16 protein-coding genes are annotated in these 14,279 nt (G+C 71.5%); 9 read left to right on the top strand and 7 right to left on the bottom strand.

The genetic code is table 11. The annotated features are described in order from the left end of the window. Positions 1-33 precede the first annotated feature (33 nt). Both ABZT06_RS31035 and ABZT06_RS31030 read left to right on the top strand, forming a co-directional pair. A complete protein-coding gene (locus ABZT06_RS31035; RefSeq protein WP_355748230.1) occupies positions 34-1,296 on the top strand; it encodes a DUF445 domain-containing protein in 1,263 nt (420 codons plus the stop codon). A 66-nt stretch (positions 1,297-1,362) separates the two neighbouring features. Beyond that, positions 1,363-2,817 (top strand): MFS transporter, encoded by a 1,455-nt coding sequence (locus ABZT06_RS31030; protein WP_355748227.1) that lies wholly within the window; start codon positions 1,363-1,365, stop codon positions 2,815-2,817. 406 nt (positions 2,818-3,223) lie between these two features. Here the strand turns inward: ABZT06_RS31030 and ABZT06_RS31025 are convergent, their stop codons facing one another. Further along, positions 3,224-4,609 carry an alginate lyase family protein gene (locus tag ABZT06_RS31025; protein WP_355748566.1) on the bottom strand — a complete coding sequence of 462 codons (1,386 nt, stop codon included), beginning with the start codon at positions 4,607-4,609 and terminating at the stop codon, positions 3,224-3,226. 137 nt (positions 4,610-4,746) lie between these two features. On the opposite strand from ABZT06_RS31025, the gene ABZT06_RS31020 reads away from it, so the two are divergent. Beyond that, entirely contained in the window at positions 4,747-5,118 is a 372-nt protein-coding gene (locus ABZT06_RS31020) for a VOC family protein (RefSeq protein WP_355748224.1), read from the top strand. 4 nt (positions 5,119-5,122) lie between these two features. On the opposite strand, the gene ABZT06_RS31015 is transcribed toward ABZT06_RS31020, so the two are convergent. Beyond that, entirely contained in the window at positions 5,123-5,425 is a 303-nt protein-coding gene (locus ABZT06_RS31015; RefSeq protein WP_355748221.1) for a hypothetical protein, read from the bottom strand. A 151-nt stretch (positions 5,426-5,576) separates the two neighbouring features. Here ABZT06_RS31015 and ABZT06_RS31010 point away from each other — a divergent pair, with 151 nt between their 5' ends. After that, on the top strand, positions 5,577-6,002 hold the full coding sequence (locus tag ABZT06_RS31010; RefSeq protein ID WP_355748218.1) for an Hsp20/alpha crystallin family protein: 426 nt from the start codon (positions 5,577-5,579) through the stop codon (positions 6,000-6,002). A gap of 117 nt (positions 6,003-6,119) precedes the next feature. Then, positions 6,120-6,533, top strand: coding sequence for a DUF2267 domain-containing protein (locus ABZT06_RS31005; RefSeq protein WP_355748215.1), 414 nt, complete (start codon positions 6,120-6,122; stop codon positions 6,531-6,533). Between the two features lie 13 nt (positions 6,534-6,546). Here ABZT06_RS31005 and ABZT06_RS31000 read toward each other — a convergent pair whose 3' ends face one another. The 4 genes from ABZT06_RS31000 to ABZT06_RS30985 form a co-directional block, all read right to left on the bottom strand. Then, positions 6,547-7,026, bottom strand: a complete 480-nt coding sequence (locus ABZT06_RS31000; RefSeq protein ID WP_355748212.1) for a hypothetical protein — start codon at positions 7,024-7,026, stop codon at positions 6,547-6,549. 78 nt (positions 7,027-7,104) lie between these two features. Then, a complete protein-coding gene (locus ABZT06_RS30995; protein ID WP_355748209.1) occupies positions 7,105-8,136 on the bottom strand; it encodes an aldehyde reductase in 1,032 nt (343 codons plus the stop codon). 10 nt (positions 8,137-8,146) lie between these two features. Next, positions 8,147-8,866, bottom strand: coding sequence for a DUF998 domain-containing protein (locus tag ABZT06_RS30990; RefSeq protein WP_355748206.1), 720 nt, complete (start codon positions 8,864-8,866; stop codon positions 8,147-8,149). Further along, positions 8,863-9,912, bottom strand: coding sequence for an aldo/keto reductase (locus ABZT06_RS30985; protein WP_355748203.1), 1,050 nt, complete (start codon positions 9,910-9,912; stop codon positions 8,863-8,865). Before ABZT06_RS30985 ends, ABZT06_RS30990 begins: the two co-directional genes overlap by 4 nt. Before the next feature lie 75 nt (positions 9,913-9,987). Between ABZT06_RS30985 and ABZT06_RS30980 the strand changes: the two genes are divergently transcribed. The 3 genes from ABZT06_RS30980 (at position 9,988) to ABZT06_RS30970 (ending at position 11,893) form a co-directional block, all read left to right on the top strand. Then, positions 9,988-10,524, top strand: coding sequence for a TetR/AcrR family transcriptional regulator (locus tag ABZT06_RS30980; protein WP_355748200.1), 537 nt, complete (start codon positions 9,988-9,990; stop codon positions 10,522-10,524). 254 nt (positions 10,525-10,778) lie between these two features. Beyond that, positions 10,779-11,354 (top strand): GNAT family N-acetyltransferase, encoded by a 576-nt coding sequence (locus ABZT06_RS30975; RefSeq protein ID WP_355748563.1) that lies wholly within the window; start codon positions 10,779-10,781, stop codon positions 11,352-11,354. Next, positions 11,351-11,893 (top strand): HAD domain-containing protein, encoded by a 543-nt coding sequence (locus tag ABZT06_RS30970; RefSeq protein ID WP_355748197.1) that lies wholly within the window; start codon positions 11,351-11,353, stop codon positions 11,891-11,893. The genes ABZT06_RS30975 and ABZT06_RS30970 overlap by 4 nt, the downstream gene beginning before the upstream one ends. Positions 11,894-12,273: 380 nt before the next feature. Here the strand turns inward: ABZT06_RS30970 and ABZT06_RS30965 are convergent, their stop codons facing one another. Then, positions 12,274-12,690 (bottom strand): SsgA family sporulation/cell division regulator, encoded by a 417-nt coding sequence (locus tag ABZT06_RS30965; RefSeq protein WP_355748194.1) that lies wholly within the window; start codon positions 12,688-12,690, stop codon positions 12,274-12,276. Positions 12,691-12,888: 198 nt separating this feature from the next. Here ABZT06_RS30965 and ABZT06_RS30960 point away from each other — a divergent pair. Further along, positions 12,889-14,279, top strand: a 1,391-nt coding sequence (locus ABZT06_RS30960; RefSeq protein ID WP_355748191.1) for a sigma-70 family RNA polymerase sigma factor, incomplete at its 3' end; no start/stop codon positions are given.

The raw sequence follows: 14,279 nt of genomic DNA, 5'->3' as shown, positions 1-14,279 counted from the left end.
AGCCGTGCCGTCCCCGCTGCGACCGTACGTGCGATGAACACCTTCAGCGCCGCCGACGTGGAGAAACAGCGCGGGGTGCGGCGCATGAAGCTCACCGCGACCGGGCTGCTGCTGTTCGTGGCGGTGGTGTACGTGCTGGCCAAGTGGGCGCACCACTCCGGGGCGGGCCCCTGGGCCGGCTATGTCGCCGCGGCCTCCGAGGCGGGCATGGTCGGCGCGCTCGCCGACTGGTTCGCGGTCACCGCCCTCTTCCGCCACCCGCTGGGCCTGCCCATCCCGCACACCGCGATCATCCCCACCAAGAAGGACCAGTTGGGGGTGTCGCTCGGCGAGTTCGTCGGCGAGAACTTCCTCTCGGAGGACGTCGTACGGCAACGGCTGCGTGCCGTGGGGATCGGCAGCCGGCTCGGTGCCTGGCTGGCCGAGCCCGAGCACGCCGACCGGGTCACGGCGGAGCTGTCGGCCGCGCTCAGGGGCGCGCTGACCGTCCTGCGGGACTCCGACGTCCAGGCCGTGGTCGGTGAGGCGATCACCCGGCGGGCCGACGCCCAGGAGATCGCGCCCGGCATCGGGAAGATGCTGGGCAAGGTCGTCGCCGACGGCGGGCACCGGCGGGTCGTCGACCTGGTGGTGGCCCGGGCCCACGACTGGCTCGTATTCCATGACGAGCAGGTCATGGACGCGGTGCAGGGGGGCGCGCCCGGCTGGACCCCGCGTTTCGTCGACAAGAAGGTCGGCGAGCGGGTCTACAAGGAGCTGCTGCGGTTCGTGACCGAGATGCGGGACATGCCGTCCCATCCGGCGCGCGGGGCGCTGGACCGGTTCCTGACGGACTTCGCCTCCGACCTCCAGTCCGACACGGACACGCGCGCGCGTGTCGAGCGGCTCAAGGGCGAGGTGCTGGGGCGCGGCGAGGTCCAGGACCTCATCGCGTCCGCCTGGACCGCCGTACGGTCGATGATCGTCTCCGCCGCCGAGGACGAGCGCAGCGAGCTGCGGCTGCGGGTGCGGGCGTCGCTGCTGTCGCTGGGCGCGCGGATGGCCGTCGAGCCGAAGGTGCAGGCGAAGGTCGACGGGTGGGTGGAGGGGGCCGCGGTGTACGTGGTCACCACCTACCGGCGGGAGATCACCTCCCTGATCACCGACACGGTGGCCGGGTGGGACGCCGAGCACACGACGCGGAAGATCGAGGCGAACATCGGCCGGGACCTGCAGTTCATCCGGATCAACGGCACGGTGGTGGGTTCCCTCGCCGGGTTGTTGATCTATACGGTGTCGCGGGTGCTGGGGGCGTAGCCGGGCAGGCCGGGGGCATACGGGTGTGGTCGTTCGAGGATCGCTCGACGAGGAGGGAGCCCGTCCGTGACCACCACCGCCCCGGCCGATACCGGCCGCACCGTGACGACCAACATCCCCGCCAGACTCGACCGGCTGCCCTGGTCCCGCTGGCACTGGACGATCGTCATCGGGCTCGGCACCGTGTGGATCCTCGACGGCCTGGAGGTCACGGTCGTCGGCAACATCGCGAGCCGGCTCTCGGAGCCGGGCAGTGGTCTGTCCATCTCCTCCGGTCAGGTCACCGGTATCGCGGCGGCGCTGTATGTGGCCGGGGCGTGCCTGGGGGCGCTGTTCTGGGGGCGGCTGACGGACAAGTGGGGCCGTAAGAAGCTCTTCATGATCACGCTGGCGGTGTATCTGGCGGCCACGGCGCTGACGGCGGTGTCCTTCGACTCCTGGTGGTTCTTCCTCTTCCGCTTCCTGACCGGCTTCGGCATCGGTGGCGAGTACGCGGCGATCAACTCCGCGATCGACGAGCTGATCCCGGCGCAGTACCGCGGGCGGGTCGACCTCATGATCAACGGGAGCTTCTGGCTGGGCGCGGTGGGCGGCTCGCTGCTGTCGATTGTCGCGCTGAACACGGACATCTTCGCCAAGGACGTCGGCTGGCGGCTCACCTTCGCGCTGGGCGCCGTGCTGGCCTTCGTGATCCTTCTCGTACGGCGACATGTGCCGGAGAGTCCACGGTGGCTGCTGATCCACGGGCGGGACGAGGAGGCCGAGCGGATCGTCACGTCCATCGAGGAACGGGTCGAGGCGGAACAGGGGTCCGCGCTGCCGGCGCCCGAGGGGGAGCTCACGATCCGCCAGCGGCGCAGCGTGACGTTCGCGGAGATCGCGCGGACGGTGTTCTCGGACTACCGGCGCCGTTCGGCGCTGGGCTTCTCCCTCTTCATCGGCCAGGCCTTCCTCTACAACGCGATCACCTTCGGCTTCGGCGCGATCCTCACGACGTTCTTCGACGTGCCGACCGGGAACACCGGGTACTACTTCGCGGTCATCGCGATCGGCAACTTCTGCGGGCCGCTGCTGCTGGGGAAGCTGTTCGACACGGTCGGGCGGCGGGTGATGATCTCGTCGACCTACCTGCTGTCGGGGCTGCTGCTGTTCGCGACGGCGTGGCTGTTCGACCGGGGCTCCTTGAGCGCGAACACGATGACGGCCTGCTGGTGTGCGGTGCTGTTCTTCGCGTCGGCGGGCGCGTCGAGCGCCTACCTCACGGTGTCCGAGGTGTTCCCGATGGAGACGCGGGCGATGTCGATCGCCTTCTTCTACGCCCTCGGCACGGCCGCGGGCGGCATCAGCGGACCGCTCCTGTTCGCCGACCTGACGAGCACGGGCAAGGTCGGCGACACGGTGCTGGCCTTCCAGATCGGCGCGGGTCTGATGTGCGCGGCGGGTCTGGTGGCGGCGTTCCTCGCGGTGCGGGCGGAGCGGCGGTCGCTGGAGGACATCGCGAAGCCGCTGACCGCGACGTGATGCCTCCGGCGGTGGGGCGGGTGGGGTTGTGCGTTTGGCTGCGGCTTGGTGGGGGCGGGCGTTTGCGCAGTTCCCCGCGCCCCTGAATGCCTGCGGCGGCCTGTGCGGGTTCGGTGGGGGCGGGTGTGGGGCGTGCGGTGTGTCGTGGCGCGCGAGGAGTGGCGAACGGTCCGTCGTGGCGCACGGTGACTGCAACCCCTTAGGGGCGCGGGGAACTGCGCGACCAGCCACAACGGACCGGCACTCGCCTGACAACCGCACCTGGCCCGTCGTGGTGGACAAGGCGGTGATGGGCCCGTCGTGGCGCAGGGTGACTGCATCCCCCTAGGGGCGCGGGGAACTGCGCGACCAGCCACAACGGACCCGCACCCGCCCGACAACCCGACCCGGCACCCCCGTAGGCGGCCTACTCCCCCCGCCGTACCCGATCCCGTCGCCGCAGCAGAAGCAGTCCCCCCGCCACCGCAGTGACCCCCGCGGCCGCGGACCACCCGACGATGTCGCCGGGACCCGTGGCCGCGAGGTCCTGACCCCCGGTCTGGGGCCGCGCACCGGAGTGCGAGGGTGCCGTCGCGGCAGGAGAGGCCCCCGTGTCCGCTACCCGGTCCCGCGTGAACGCCAGCGTGCCGAAGCCCAGTTGGTCGTAGCCCCCGCTGTTGGGGCCGTAGTCCCCGCCGCCCCCCTCCGGCGAGGACTTCGCCGCGATCCGGGTGACGTACGACGCCGGGAGCCCCCGGCGTTTCGTGTAGTGGTTGGCGATCATCGCCCAGATGGGGCGGGTCATCGCGGGGTCGACCCCGGCCGCCGCGGACGCCGTCTCCCTCCCGGACCAGCCCCCGATCGCGCCCTTCGCGCGGGTGTTCGCGGTGTAGGAGACCTCCCCTCCCATGCTCCACTTCGCCACGTACTGGGCCCCCTTGAGGAACCGGCTGTCGTCGTAGCCGTACAGGTCGTACCCCTGGTTCCACGCCATCTCGCAGAACGTGCCCATCAGCCCGACGCCGAGGAGCGCGTGCCCCTGGTCCCGCCCCGCCTCCAGCCACTCGGCGAGGCCGTCGTCGGACACGACGGGGATGGCGTGCCTGATCGCACCGAGGCCGTCGCCGTGCTTGAAGTAGTCGACCGCGCGGGTGACTTGGGCCCTGTCGTCGCAGAAGATGCCGGTGGCCAGGACGCACGCCATGGCGCACAGGTCCCAGTTGGTCCAGTAGTTGGTGACGACGGCGCCGTTGTGCCGGACCAGGAAGTCGTCGCTGAGCGGGGCGAAGACCTTGGTGAGCATCTCCTGGAAGCGGGCGAGGTCGAAGTCGGGGTGGTCGCGGACGAGTTCGGCGGCGTTGGCGAACTGGTAGCCGTAGAGACCCGCGGCGAGGAAGCGGTCCGCGCTGCCTTCGACGGAAGTCAGCTTCGCCGACCAGGCGTTGAGGATCGACACGGCGGTGTCGGCGTGCGCGCTGTCACCGCTGACGTGGTACCGGAGACCGTTCTGGTAGGCGGCGTGGACGTCGTTGTACAGGGTCGCGTAGTTCTGAGGGCTGCCCGCGCCCCGGTACACCGTCGCCTGCGGGTTCGGCGTCCAGCCGCTCTGCGCATGGCGGTTGGCGGTCAGCTTGGCGAACCCGGCCGTGTAGGGCGCGGCGCCCGCCTTCACCTTGGCGGCCATCCGGGCGAGGTCGGCCCCAGTGTGCAGCAGGCCCGGGTGCGCGAAGGCGGAGTCGGCGGCGGCAGCGGTGCCGGGCAGGGCCGTGGCGGCGGTCACCGCGGCTCCCGCGGCGCCCGCCGCCTTGAGCATGCTGCGGCGGCTGATCTGAGAAGTCACGAACGTCATTCCTCGCGTGCCGGTGGCTGGGGACGCTCAGGAGACGCGAGGGTGGAACCGCTGATAACAGAAAACAGAAGCAGACAAGGGAACAGAAAGGAGTCCCGCCCATGAGCATCCGCAGGATCATGCCCGACATCCACGTCGAGTCAGCGGAGGCCCTGACCGCCAACCGTGACTTCTACGGCCTGCTCGGCTTCGAGGAGGCCATGGACATGGGGTGGGTGGTGACGATGGCGTCGCCCGCCAACCCGACCGCCCAGATCAGCTTCCTCACCGAGGAGCGCACCGCGCCCGTCGTCCCCGACCTGAGCGTCGAGGTCGAGGACGTCGACGCCGTGTACGCGCAGGTCGTGGCGTCGGGTGCGGAGGTCGTACGGGAGCTGCGGGACGAGGAGTGGGGCGTACGGCGCTTCTTCGTCCGCGATCCGAACGGCCAGGTGGTGAACGTACTGACGCACCGGGCTCAGGGAACCCGGTGAGCTGTCAGGCGTTGCGGTCCGCCACCGCCCAGGACGCCAGCGCCACCGCGCCCGCCACGCCGAACACCGCCGGCCACGCGCCGACCTTCTTGGCCAGCGGGTGGGATCCGGCGAAGGCGGCCACGTACCCGGCCGACAGTGCCCCGGCGGCCTTTCCGCCGGCCCGTTCCCGCCACTGCTGGGCCGCCGCGGCCCCGGCGACGGCCAGCACCGCCCCGCCCAGCTGCCGCTTCTTCGTCCAGCGGGCCACGCCGTACCCGCCGACGAGCCCGCCCGCCGCGACCAGCGCGCTGGGAACCTTCGCCATGTCTGCCTCCTGACACTCGTGGCAAGGCTAACTCCGGGCCGGATCCCACCAACGAACCTGAGTCGGGGCTTGTCAAGTTTCCTGGCTTCGAGCTATATAAGAAGGCGTAGGGCATCGCACCGCAGAGTCTGTGGAAAGGAGATGGACTGTGATGCTCATGCGTACCGACCCCTTCCGCGAGTTCGACCGGCTCGCGCAGCAGGTTCTCGGTTCCACCGGTCGTCCCGCCGCGATGGCGATGGACGCGTACCGGTCGGGGGACGACTTCGTCGTCCACTTCGACCTCCCCGGTGTCGACCCCGAGACGATCGACCTGGACGTCGAACGCAACGTCCTGAACATCCGCGCCGAGCGCCGGGTGCCCGCCCCCGAGGGCGCGGAGATGATCGTCGCCGAGCGCCCCACGGGCTCCTTCACCCGCCAGCTCTTCCTCGGCGACACCCTCGACACGGAACGTATCGACGCCTCGTACGACGCCGGTGTCCTCACCCTGCGCATCCCCGTGGCCGAGCAGGCCAAGCCGCGCCGCATCCAGATCACCGGCGGCGACAGCGGCCGCAGGCAGATCAGTCGCTGACGCAGACCCCCGTACAGGCGGTGGCTGCCCCGAGCCCCGCGTAAGACAGCGGCGTCCCGCGGGCTGATGTGTCCGTCCCGCGGGACGCCCGGAGCAACAACCCAGGAGACCCCGTAGATGAGCGCGAACCGACCCAGATGGACCGGCCTCGTCGAGGCGGTGCAGGACGCCGGACAGTACGCGACCCCGGCGGAGGCGGAACACGTCCTGCGCGTCGTCCTGTCCGCCCTCGGCGACCACGTCACCGGCGAGGAACGCGTAGACCTCGCCCGGGCCCTGCCCGAGGAGGCGGCCAGGGTCCTCGCCTCCCGCATCCCGCTCAACACGCCCTTGTCGGCGCCGGAGTTCGTGGACGCGGTGGCCGCCCGTCTCGAGGACGCGACCCCGGCGACGGCCCGCTGGCACGTCAGCTCGGTGCTGAGCGTGCTGCCCGGGCTGGTGGGCCACGAGCTCGTGGACCGGGTGCTGGACCGGCTGCCGTCCGGTTACGCCCTGCTGTTCGGCAAGGCGGAGCTGGTCCTCACGGCCTGACGCTCACGCCCGCTCATCGGTCCTCGCCCTTGCGCGCTTCGGCCCGCAGCCGCAACTCCGTCACATACGCGGAGGAGACGGCACAGCCGACCGCCGCGAGGGCGAGGCCCACGGCGGCGGGATTGACGTACCCGGGGATCGTCCCGGCCGAGTAGCTGCCGCCGTCCGTCAGCTCGCAGTCGAAGGAGAGAGGGAGGAAACTCACCGAGTAGTCGATGACATGGGCGGCCTGCTCGTTCCCACGACACGGGGGCAGCGGCGCGGAGTTCGCGCCGCCGTCCTCCGCCTCCAGGACCGCGCCGCCGACGCCCAGGAGGCCCCAGGCGTACATCGCGGCCGCCGCGGCACCCGCCAGAGCGGCCGATCCGCGCAGGGCGGTGGGGAATCGGGCGCGGTGGGCGAGCCAGTCGGCGATCCGGCCACCGCCGTAGCCGAGCAGCGCGAAGGCCGTGATGGCGAGCACCAGGATGAGCAGCGGAACCAGCAAGAACACCCCGGGCCCCCGTCCGATCGTCTCCGTGTCCCTCAGGGGTGAGCGTAACCGGGCGGTGGGGCGGGCGCGGAGGGCCGGTCACACGGGGTGTTCCGCGATGCCGTGGGCGAGGAGGCTCTCGGCGGTGTCCGCGACGGTGTCCTCGATGGGGCGGGCCCGCCAGCCGAGGAGGCGCTCCGCCTTCGCGCTCGTGGCGTCGAGGTCCCGGCCGAGCTGGTGTCTCAGCAGGCGCAGTTCGGGGTTGACGGTGCCCAGCGCGCGTGCCAGCCACACGGGCAGTTCGCGGGTCGGGGCCTTCGCGGCCCGCCCACCCAGGCGCTCGCGCAGTATGCGAGCGATCTCGACGACACGCAGGCTGTGCCCGGCGATGGCGAGGAAGCGCTCGCCCACGGCCGCCGGATCGGTCATCGCGCGCAGGTGCAGATCCGCTACGTCACGCACGTCGACGAAGCCCATCCCGAAGGGAGGGCACGCCGGAACCCGTCCCTCCAGCATCCTGCGCACCAGCCGCAGGGAGGGCGGGTCGTCCGGACCGAGCAGTGGCCCGAGGACCCCGACGGGATGCACCGCCACGAGTTCCAGTCCCCCGCCCTCCTCCTCGACGAACTGCCAGGCGGCGCGCTCGGCGAGCGTCTTGGACCGCTGGTAGGGCGGGATGTCGCTGTCGACGTCGGTCCAGTCCTCCTCGGTGAAGGGCGTGGACCGCGGGGGGTGACCGATACCGACGGCACCGAAGGCGCTCGTCAGGACGACCCTGCGAACGCCGGCGTCCCGGGCGGCGCGCAGCACCCGCAGGACGCCCTCCCGTGCCGGGACCACCAACTCGTCGCCGGTCGCCGGGGTGTTGCGCAGCGTCGGCGACGCGACGTGGAGGACGAACTCGCAGTCCGCGACGGCGTCCTTCCAGCCGTCGGAGTGTTCGAGGTCGGCGCGTACGACCGTGAGGCGCTCGTCGTCGAACGACGTGGCCGTGTGCAGCCACGACCGCAGCGTCGCCTCCCGCCGCAGGTCGCGGGCGGTGGTGCGGACGGTGTGCCCGGCTTCGAGCAGGTGCAGGACGCACCAGCTGCCGATGAATCCCGTTCCCCCTGTGACCAGTACCTGTGCCATTCCTGTCTCCTCAGCTCACGACTCGTGCATCAAGGGGTGCCCGCGGGCGCGTCGCGGGACGGCGGTGGGCGGCGGCCACGCTGCTCCCGAGGAGGACGTGGCCGATCATGATCGGGTAGATCACCGCGCGCTCGAACAGGCCGACGTTCCACATCCAGCCGGTGACCGCGTCGGCCATGAACAGGGGGAACGCGATCAGTCCTGCGGTGCCGAGCGCCATGCTCGCGACCGACCTGCCCCTGGTGAGGCCGATGCGGGCACCGTCTGCTCCCACGGCGATCGCCATGGCGTTCCCGGCGAGCATCACGCCCTGCGCGCCGAAGGTGTGGAACGCGATCAGGCCGTTGTCGACGTTGGCGTTCGAGCCCTGGAAGACGCCGACGAGCGAGACCCCGGCACCGGCGAGGACGGCGAGGACCAGGATGACGACCGGGCGGGCGCCCTTGCGCGGGTCGAACAGCAGGAACGCACCGACGATCAGGAGGCTGCCGTAGAGCACCCAGCCGGTGTCCATGACGGCGCCGAGGGGGGAGTGGGCGACCTGCCCGAACGCGGTCTGCCGCGGGCCGGTCAGGCCCAGGTGGCTGACCCAGTTGTAGAGGGGCGAGTACGGCGGGTCCTGCCAGGCGGCGGCGGTGACGAACTCGGCGAGCCAGGACACGAGCGGGCCCAGGAGGATGAGCAGGGCTCCGGCGCGGGCCGTGGCGCCGGAGCGGACGATGGGTTTCATGCCAGGGCCATACCGGGGACACGCTGACGTATGGCCTCCATCTCGGCCTCGTCGGAGACGCCCTGCCAGTCGTAGCGGGGGGTGTACGGCGCCTCCAGCGCACGCACCTCGTCATCGGTGAGTACGACGTCGAGGGAGGCCACCGCCTCGTCGATCTGCCGGACCGAGCCGGCCCCGACCAGCGGCGCGGAGACGACCGGTTGGCGGCGCAGCCAGGCGAGCGCGATCTGGGCGCGGCTGACGCCGTGGGCGTCGGCGACCTGGCCGACGGCGTCGACGATCGCCTTGTTGGACGCTTCTTCGGCCGGGGAGTAGAGCAGGTCGGCGTAGGCCCCGTCGGTCTCGGAACGCCGGGTGGAGCGGGCGTCGTCCCAGGCGCGGGCGAGGCGGCCGCGGGCCAGCGGCGACCAGATGATCGTGCCGACGCCCTCGTCCAGGCACAGCGGGATCATCTCCCGCTCCTCCTCGCGGGCGAGCAGGTTGTAGTGGTTCTGGAGGGACACGAACCGCGCCCAGCCGTGCTGCTTCTGCAGGTGCAGTGCCTTCGCGAACTCCCAGGCGTGCATGGACGAGGCACCGAGGTAGCGGACCTTGCCGGCCTTCACGAGGTCGCTGAGCGCCTCCAGCGTCTCCTCCCACGGGGTCGCGTGGTCGTTGCGGTGGATCTGGTAGAGGTCGATGTAATCGGTTCCCAGGCGGCGCAGGGAGTGGTCGACCTCGGTCATGACCGCCTTGCGGGAGAGCCCCCGTCCGTTGGGCCCCAGCCGCATCGGATGGCGCAGCTTGGTGGCGATCACCACCGCGTCCCGGTCGGCGAAGTCCTTCAGCGCCCGGCCGAGAATCTCCTCGCTGGAACCGTTGGAGTACATGTTCGCGGTGTCGAAGAAGTTGATCCCCGCTTCCAGCGCGTGCCTGATCAGCGGGCGTGCGTCCGCCTCGCCCCGCGACCAGACGGGGTGCCCGCGGTCGGGTTCGCCGTAGGTCATCGCGCCGATCGCGATCGGGGACACGTCGAGGCCGGTCATGCCGAGCTTGATGTATCGCATGACGCTCCTTAGAGTATGTGGAGAGCTCTCCGCATAACGTAGTGGAGAACTCTCCACTTATCAAGGTGAGGTCCCGTGGTCCGCTCGGACGCCCGTGAGAACAGGGCGCGCATCCTCGCTGCCGCCCGCGAAGCGCTGACCGCGGACGGTGGCACGTCGATGAACCAGATCGCGCAGCGCGCCGGGGTCGGCGCGGGCACCCTGTACCGCAACTTCCCCACCCGCGAGGCGCTGGTCCTGGCCGTCTACCAGGACGAGATCACCCGCATCACCGGCACGGTCTCCGACCTGCTGGCCCAGGAGCCACCGCTGGAGGCGCTCCGCCGCTGGGCGACCGACCTCGTCGAGGCGATGCGCCGAAAGCACGGCCTCGGGGACGCCCTCAGCCCGGGCGCGCACCAGGCGATCAGCGAGCAGAGCTACGGTCCGGTCGTCGCCGCGATCACCGAACTCCTCGACGCCGGCAAGAAGGACGGAAGCATCCGCAAGGACGCCGACCCCGGCGACTTCCTCCAGCTCACCGGCGCGCTCTGGCGTGCCGCGTCCGGTCCCGAGGACCGCGCGCCCCGCATGCTCGCGCTCATCCTCGACGGACTGCGTACGCACCAGTAGGCGCCGGGTATCTTTCGTGCGGACGGTGACGGGGCTTCTTCGGCCGGGCGGACGGTGGAGTCGTCGGGCGGTCCGCGGGCCGGCGCTCGAGGACCGGTGCGAGGGCCGTGACCGTGAGTGCGCTGGACGCGTGCGGTCCGCTGGACGCGTGCACAACCTCGCGGGCCGGGCGCGGAGTTCGAGAATGCCCTCAGCCGACGTACGACGGGTGCGGCGAGCGCGGCGCGGGCGACGAGGGCGACGAGGAGGGGCCGGTGACGTACGTCTTCCTGGAGACCGGACGGTTGCGGCTGCGGGCGTTCACCGAGGCCGACGTCGGGCATCTCGTGGCCCTGGACGGTGACCCCGAGGTGATGCGCTTCCTCACCGGCGGGGTACCGACACCCCCCGAGACCATCCGCGCCCGCACCCTGCGCCGCCTCCTCCACGACCACCCCGGCCCAGGCACCCGCGGTTACTGGGCGGCCGAGGAGAAGTCCACCGGCACCTTCCTCGGCTGGTTCGAGTTCCGCCCCCTCGACGACGACAGCCCGGCCGTCATCGAACTGGGCTACCGCCTGAACAGGGCTTCCTGGGGCCGGGGTTACGCCACGGAAGGCTCCCGTGCCCTCGTCGACAGGGGCTTCACCGACCTCGGCGTGGAACGCGTCACCGCCAACACCGTGACCGTCAACCGGGGTTCGCGTCGCGTGATGGAGAAGTCGGGCCTCACCTGCCTGCGCACCTTCAACAGTGACTGGCCGGAGCCGGTCGAGGGCTCCGAGCAGGGCGAGGTGGAGTACGAACTCACCCGGGCGACCTGGGAACGACGCCGACGCGAGCAGCCATGAACGCCGGCCGCCCTCTCCTCTACCTCGACGTCGACGGCCCCCTCAACCCGTACGCCGCCAAGCCCCACCGCCGCCCCGAGGGCTACACCACCCACCGTATGAAGCCCGAGGGCTGGATCGCCCAGCACCCCGGCCTGCCCCCTGCCGCGGTCAAGCCCCTGCGGGTCTGGCTCAACCCCGACCACGGACGCGCGCTGCTCGCCCTGACGGACCGCTACGACCTCGTCTGGGCGACCACGTGGCGCCACGAGGCGAACACCTACATCGCCCCCGTCCTCGGCCTCCCGTCCCTCCCCGTCGTCGACTGGCCGACGATGCTCACCCCCGGCCCGAACGGCACCTTCTGGAAGACCCGCCACCTGGTCACCCACGCCGCCGGCCGCCCCTTCGTCTGGCTGGACGACGAACTCGACGACAGAGACCGGGAGTTCGTCGCTGACCACCATGACGGCCGGGCTCTGCTGCGTCGGGTCGACCCCCGAGTCGGCCTGCGCGCAACGGATTTCGAGGCGGTCGCGGACTTCGCCAGGGACCTGTGACGGCGAGCGCCGGGCCTCGCCGCGTGTAGGAGACCTTGGCCGAAGTCGACCCCGACCACTCGTAGCAGGTCAGGTGTTGCGGGTGTTCGTCGAAGTCCCTGGCGGCCGCGGGCTTGTCCGTGCTGAGACAGATGTGACGGACGTGCCGCGGAGCACGGCACCGGTCAACGGGTCGCTGACGGCGGCGGCAACGGCCGGTGGAACAGCAGGTCTTCGCATGGGCAGCTCCATGGAATCGCCGATGCGAATCCTCGATGCTTGTCGTCGATGGGCCACTCTTCGTGACACGGCCGCGCGGGCTTCCATAGGGCGGGTGCGGGCGGGTGCGGGCGGGTGCGGGCGGGTGCGGGCGGGTGCGAGCCCTCCGCCCGAGCGCCGCCTCACACCTCGTCGAGCAGCGACGCGAGGCCGTGGTCGAGGTCCGGGCCCAGGTCCTCGGCGCCGGGCTCGACGACGTCGTAGGAGCGCAGCAGGAAGCGGCGGAGGGTCGCCGTGCCGAAGCGGATCACGGCGATGCCCAGTGGTGAGTGGAACTCGATGACGGTCCCGGCCCATCCGTACGGCCGTATCCGCACGTCCCCCTCCCCGGCGGGCGTCTCGAGCCCTTCCTCCAGCAGTGCCCGCCCGAACATCCACGTCACGCCCATGCCGTCGGCCGAGACGTGCGCGGGGAAGTCGATGTGCACGGCGAAAGGCTCGGCGGAGCTGTAGCGCAGCGTGGGGCGCACCGGGAGTTCCGGGTGGTCGGCGGTGATCAGGCGGGCGCGGACGGTCTGTCTCAGGGTGGTGAGGCGCATGAGCGGCGGTCTCCGTCTCTGGGTGTGGCGATATGAGTCGCTTGCCCTGTCGAGCCGCAGAAGTGCCCATCGATTACGCCGGGCCAGAGTTCGGGCCTGTGATCTGAATCACGGCCGGAACTGATTGCTTGAAAGTTTTGTCATCTACGCTGACGAACCCGTCCGCCCCCGCACCGCCGGGAACTGGAGCGTTCCTGTATGACCGACCGACCGGCCAGAGTGCCCGCTCAGGCGTCCCCTTCCGCGACCGCCGCGTACGTGCGGATCTACGAGCAGGAGCAGCCGCGCCTCGTCGCGTATGCCCGCTCGCTCACCCGCAACACCTGGGCGGCCGAGGACCTCGTCGCCGAGGCGCACTTCCGCGTGTGGCGGCGGCTGTCCGCCGGGCACGAGATCGACAACGTCCCGGCGTACCTCATGACGACCGTCCGGCACCTCGCGTCCTCCGTCGCGAGCGCCACGCACGAGACCCCGCGAGACCCGCAGGTCCCTGAGCGGGGCCCGGAGCAGGTGACGGCCGGGCAGGTGACGGACCCGGCCGAACAGGTCTCCGCCACCGACCTGTTGGTACGTGTCCTCGGTGAACTCCCCGAACGCTGGGTGCGGGCCCTGTGGCTCGCCGACGCCGAGGGCCAGCCACTGGAGACGGTCGGCCGGCAGATCGGCGCCAAGCAGGGCGCGACGGCCGTACTGCTGCACCGCGCCCGCGAAGGCATGCGCCAGGCGTTCCTGCGCGCGCAGACCGCGGCCCCCGACGACCCCGCCTGCGAGGTCCACTGGGCCCGCATGCCGGCCCACGTCCGCGGCAACGCGACCCCGCGCCAGTCCGAGCGCCTCCTCACCCACGTCGACGCCTGCGACGAGTGCCGCGGACGCCTCGCCGTCCTGATCCGCGCCAACAACCGGCTGCCCGCGCTCGCTGGGCCGGCGCTGCTGGTGTTCGCGGTGGGGGGTGGCGGTACGGGGAAGTTCTTGGCGTGGCTTACGGCCGGGTCTGCGGGTGCCGGGGGCGCTGGAGGTTTTGCGGGAGCTGGGGGAGCTGGGGGAGCCGGGGGGTCCGCTTCCGTGACCACCGGGCCGGGTGTTCTTCGTACGGCCCGTGCGGCGGGCCCGAAGACCAAGGTCGCCCTCGCCTCGGGTACGGCGGCCGCGGCGGCGGTCGCTGTCGTGCTGGTACTCGGCGTGAACGGCTCTCCCGCGACGGTGACTTCGCCCGGGCGGGTGCCGGTGGCGCAGGGGCCGGTGGTGGGGCCGTCCGCGGGGGCGGTGGGGGAGGCGCCGGGGGGTGCTCGGTCGGTTGAGGCCGCGCAGGACCAGGATCGGGATCGGGACCGGAATCGGGGCGATGGTGTGGGGGCCGTCTTCGCCGAGGGTGCCGGGGGGTCCGAGAACACGGGGGACTCCAGGGGCGGTTCGGGCGGTACGGGCGACGGGGGAGTCGTCGGCGACCCGGGAGAAGCTCCGGAGCGGCCTGCGCCGGTGGTGCCGGACCCTGAGCCCAGTCCTGTGGAGCCTGCGCCGGTGGTGCCGGATCCCGAGCCGAGCCCTGTGGAGCCTGCGCCGGTGGTGCCGGATCCCGAGCCGAGCCC

Origin of the sequence: Streptomyces sp. NPDC005483, assembly GCF_040606035.1 — a bacterium.
Classification (GTDB): domain Bacteria; phylum Actinomycetota; class Actinomycetes; order Streptomycetales; family Streptomycetaceae; genus Streptomyces.
The sequence above is the reverse complement of the archived record's forward strand: the minus strand, read 5'-3'. Positions and strand labels throughout refer to the sequence as shown.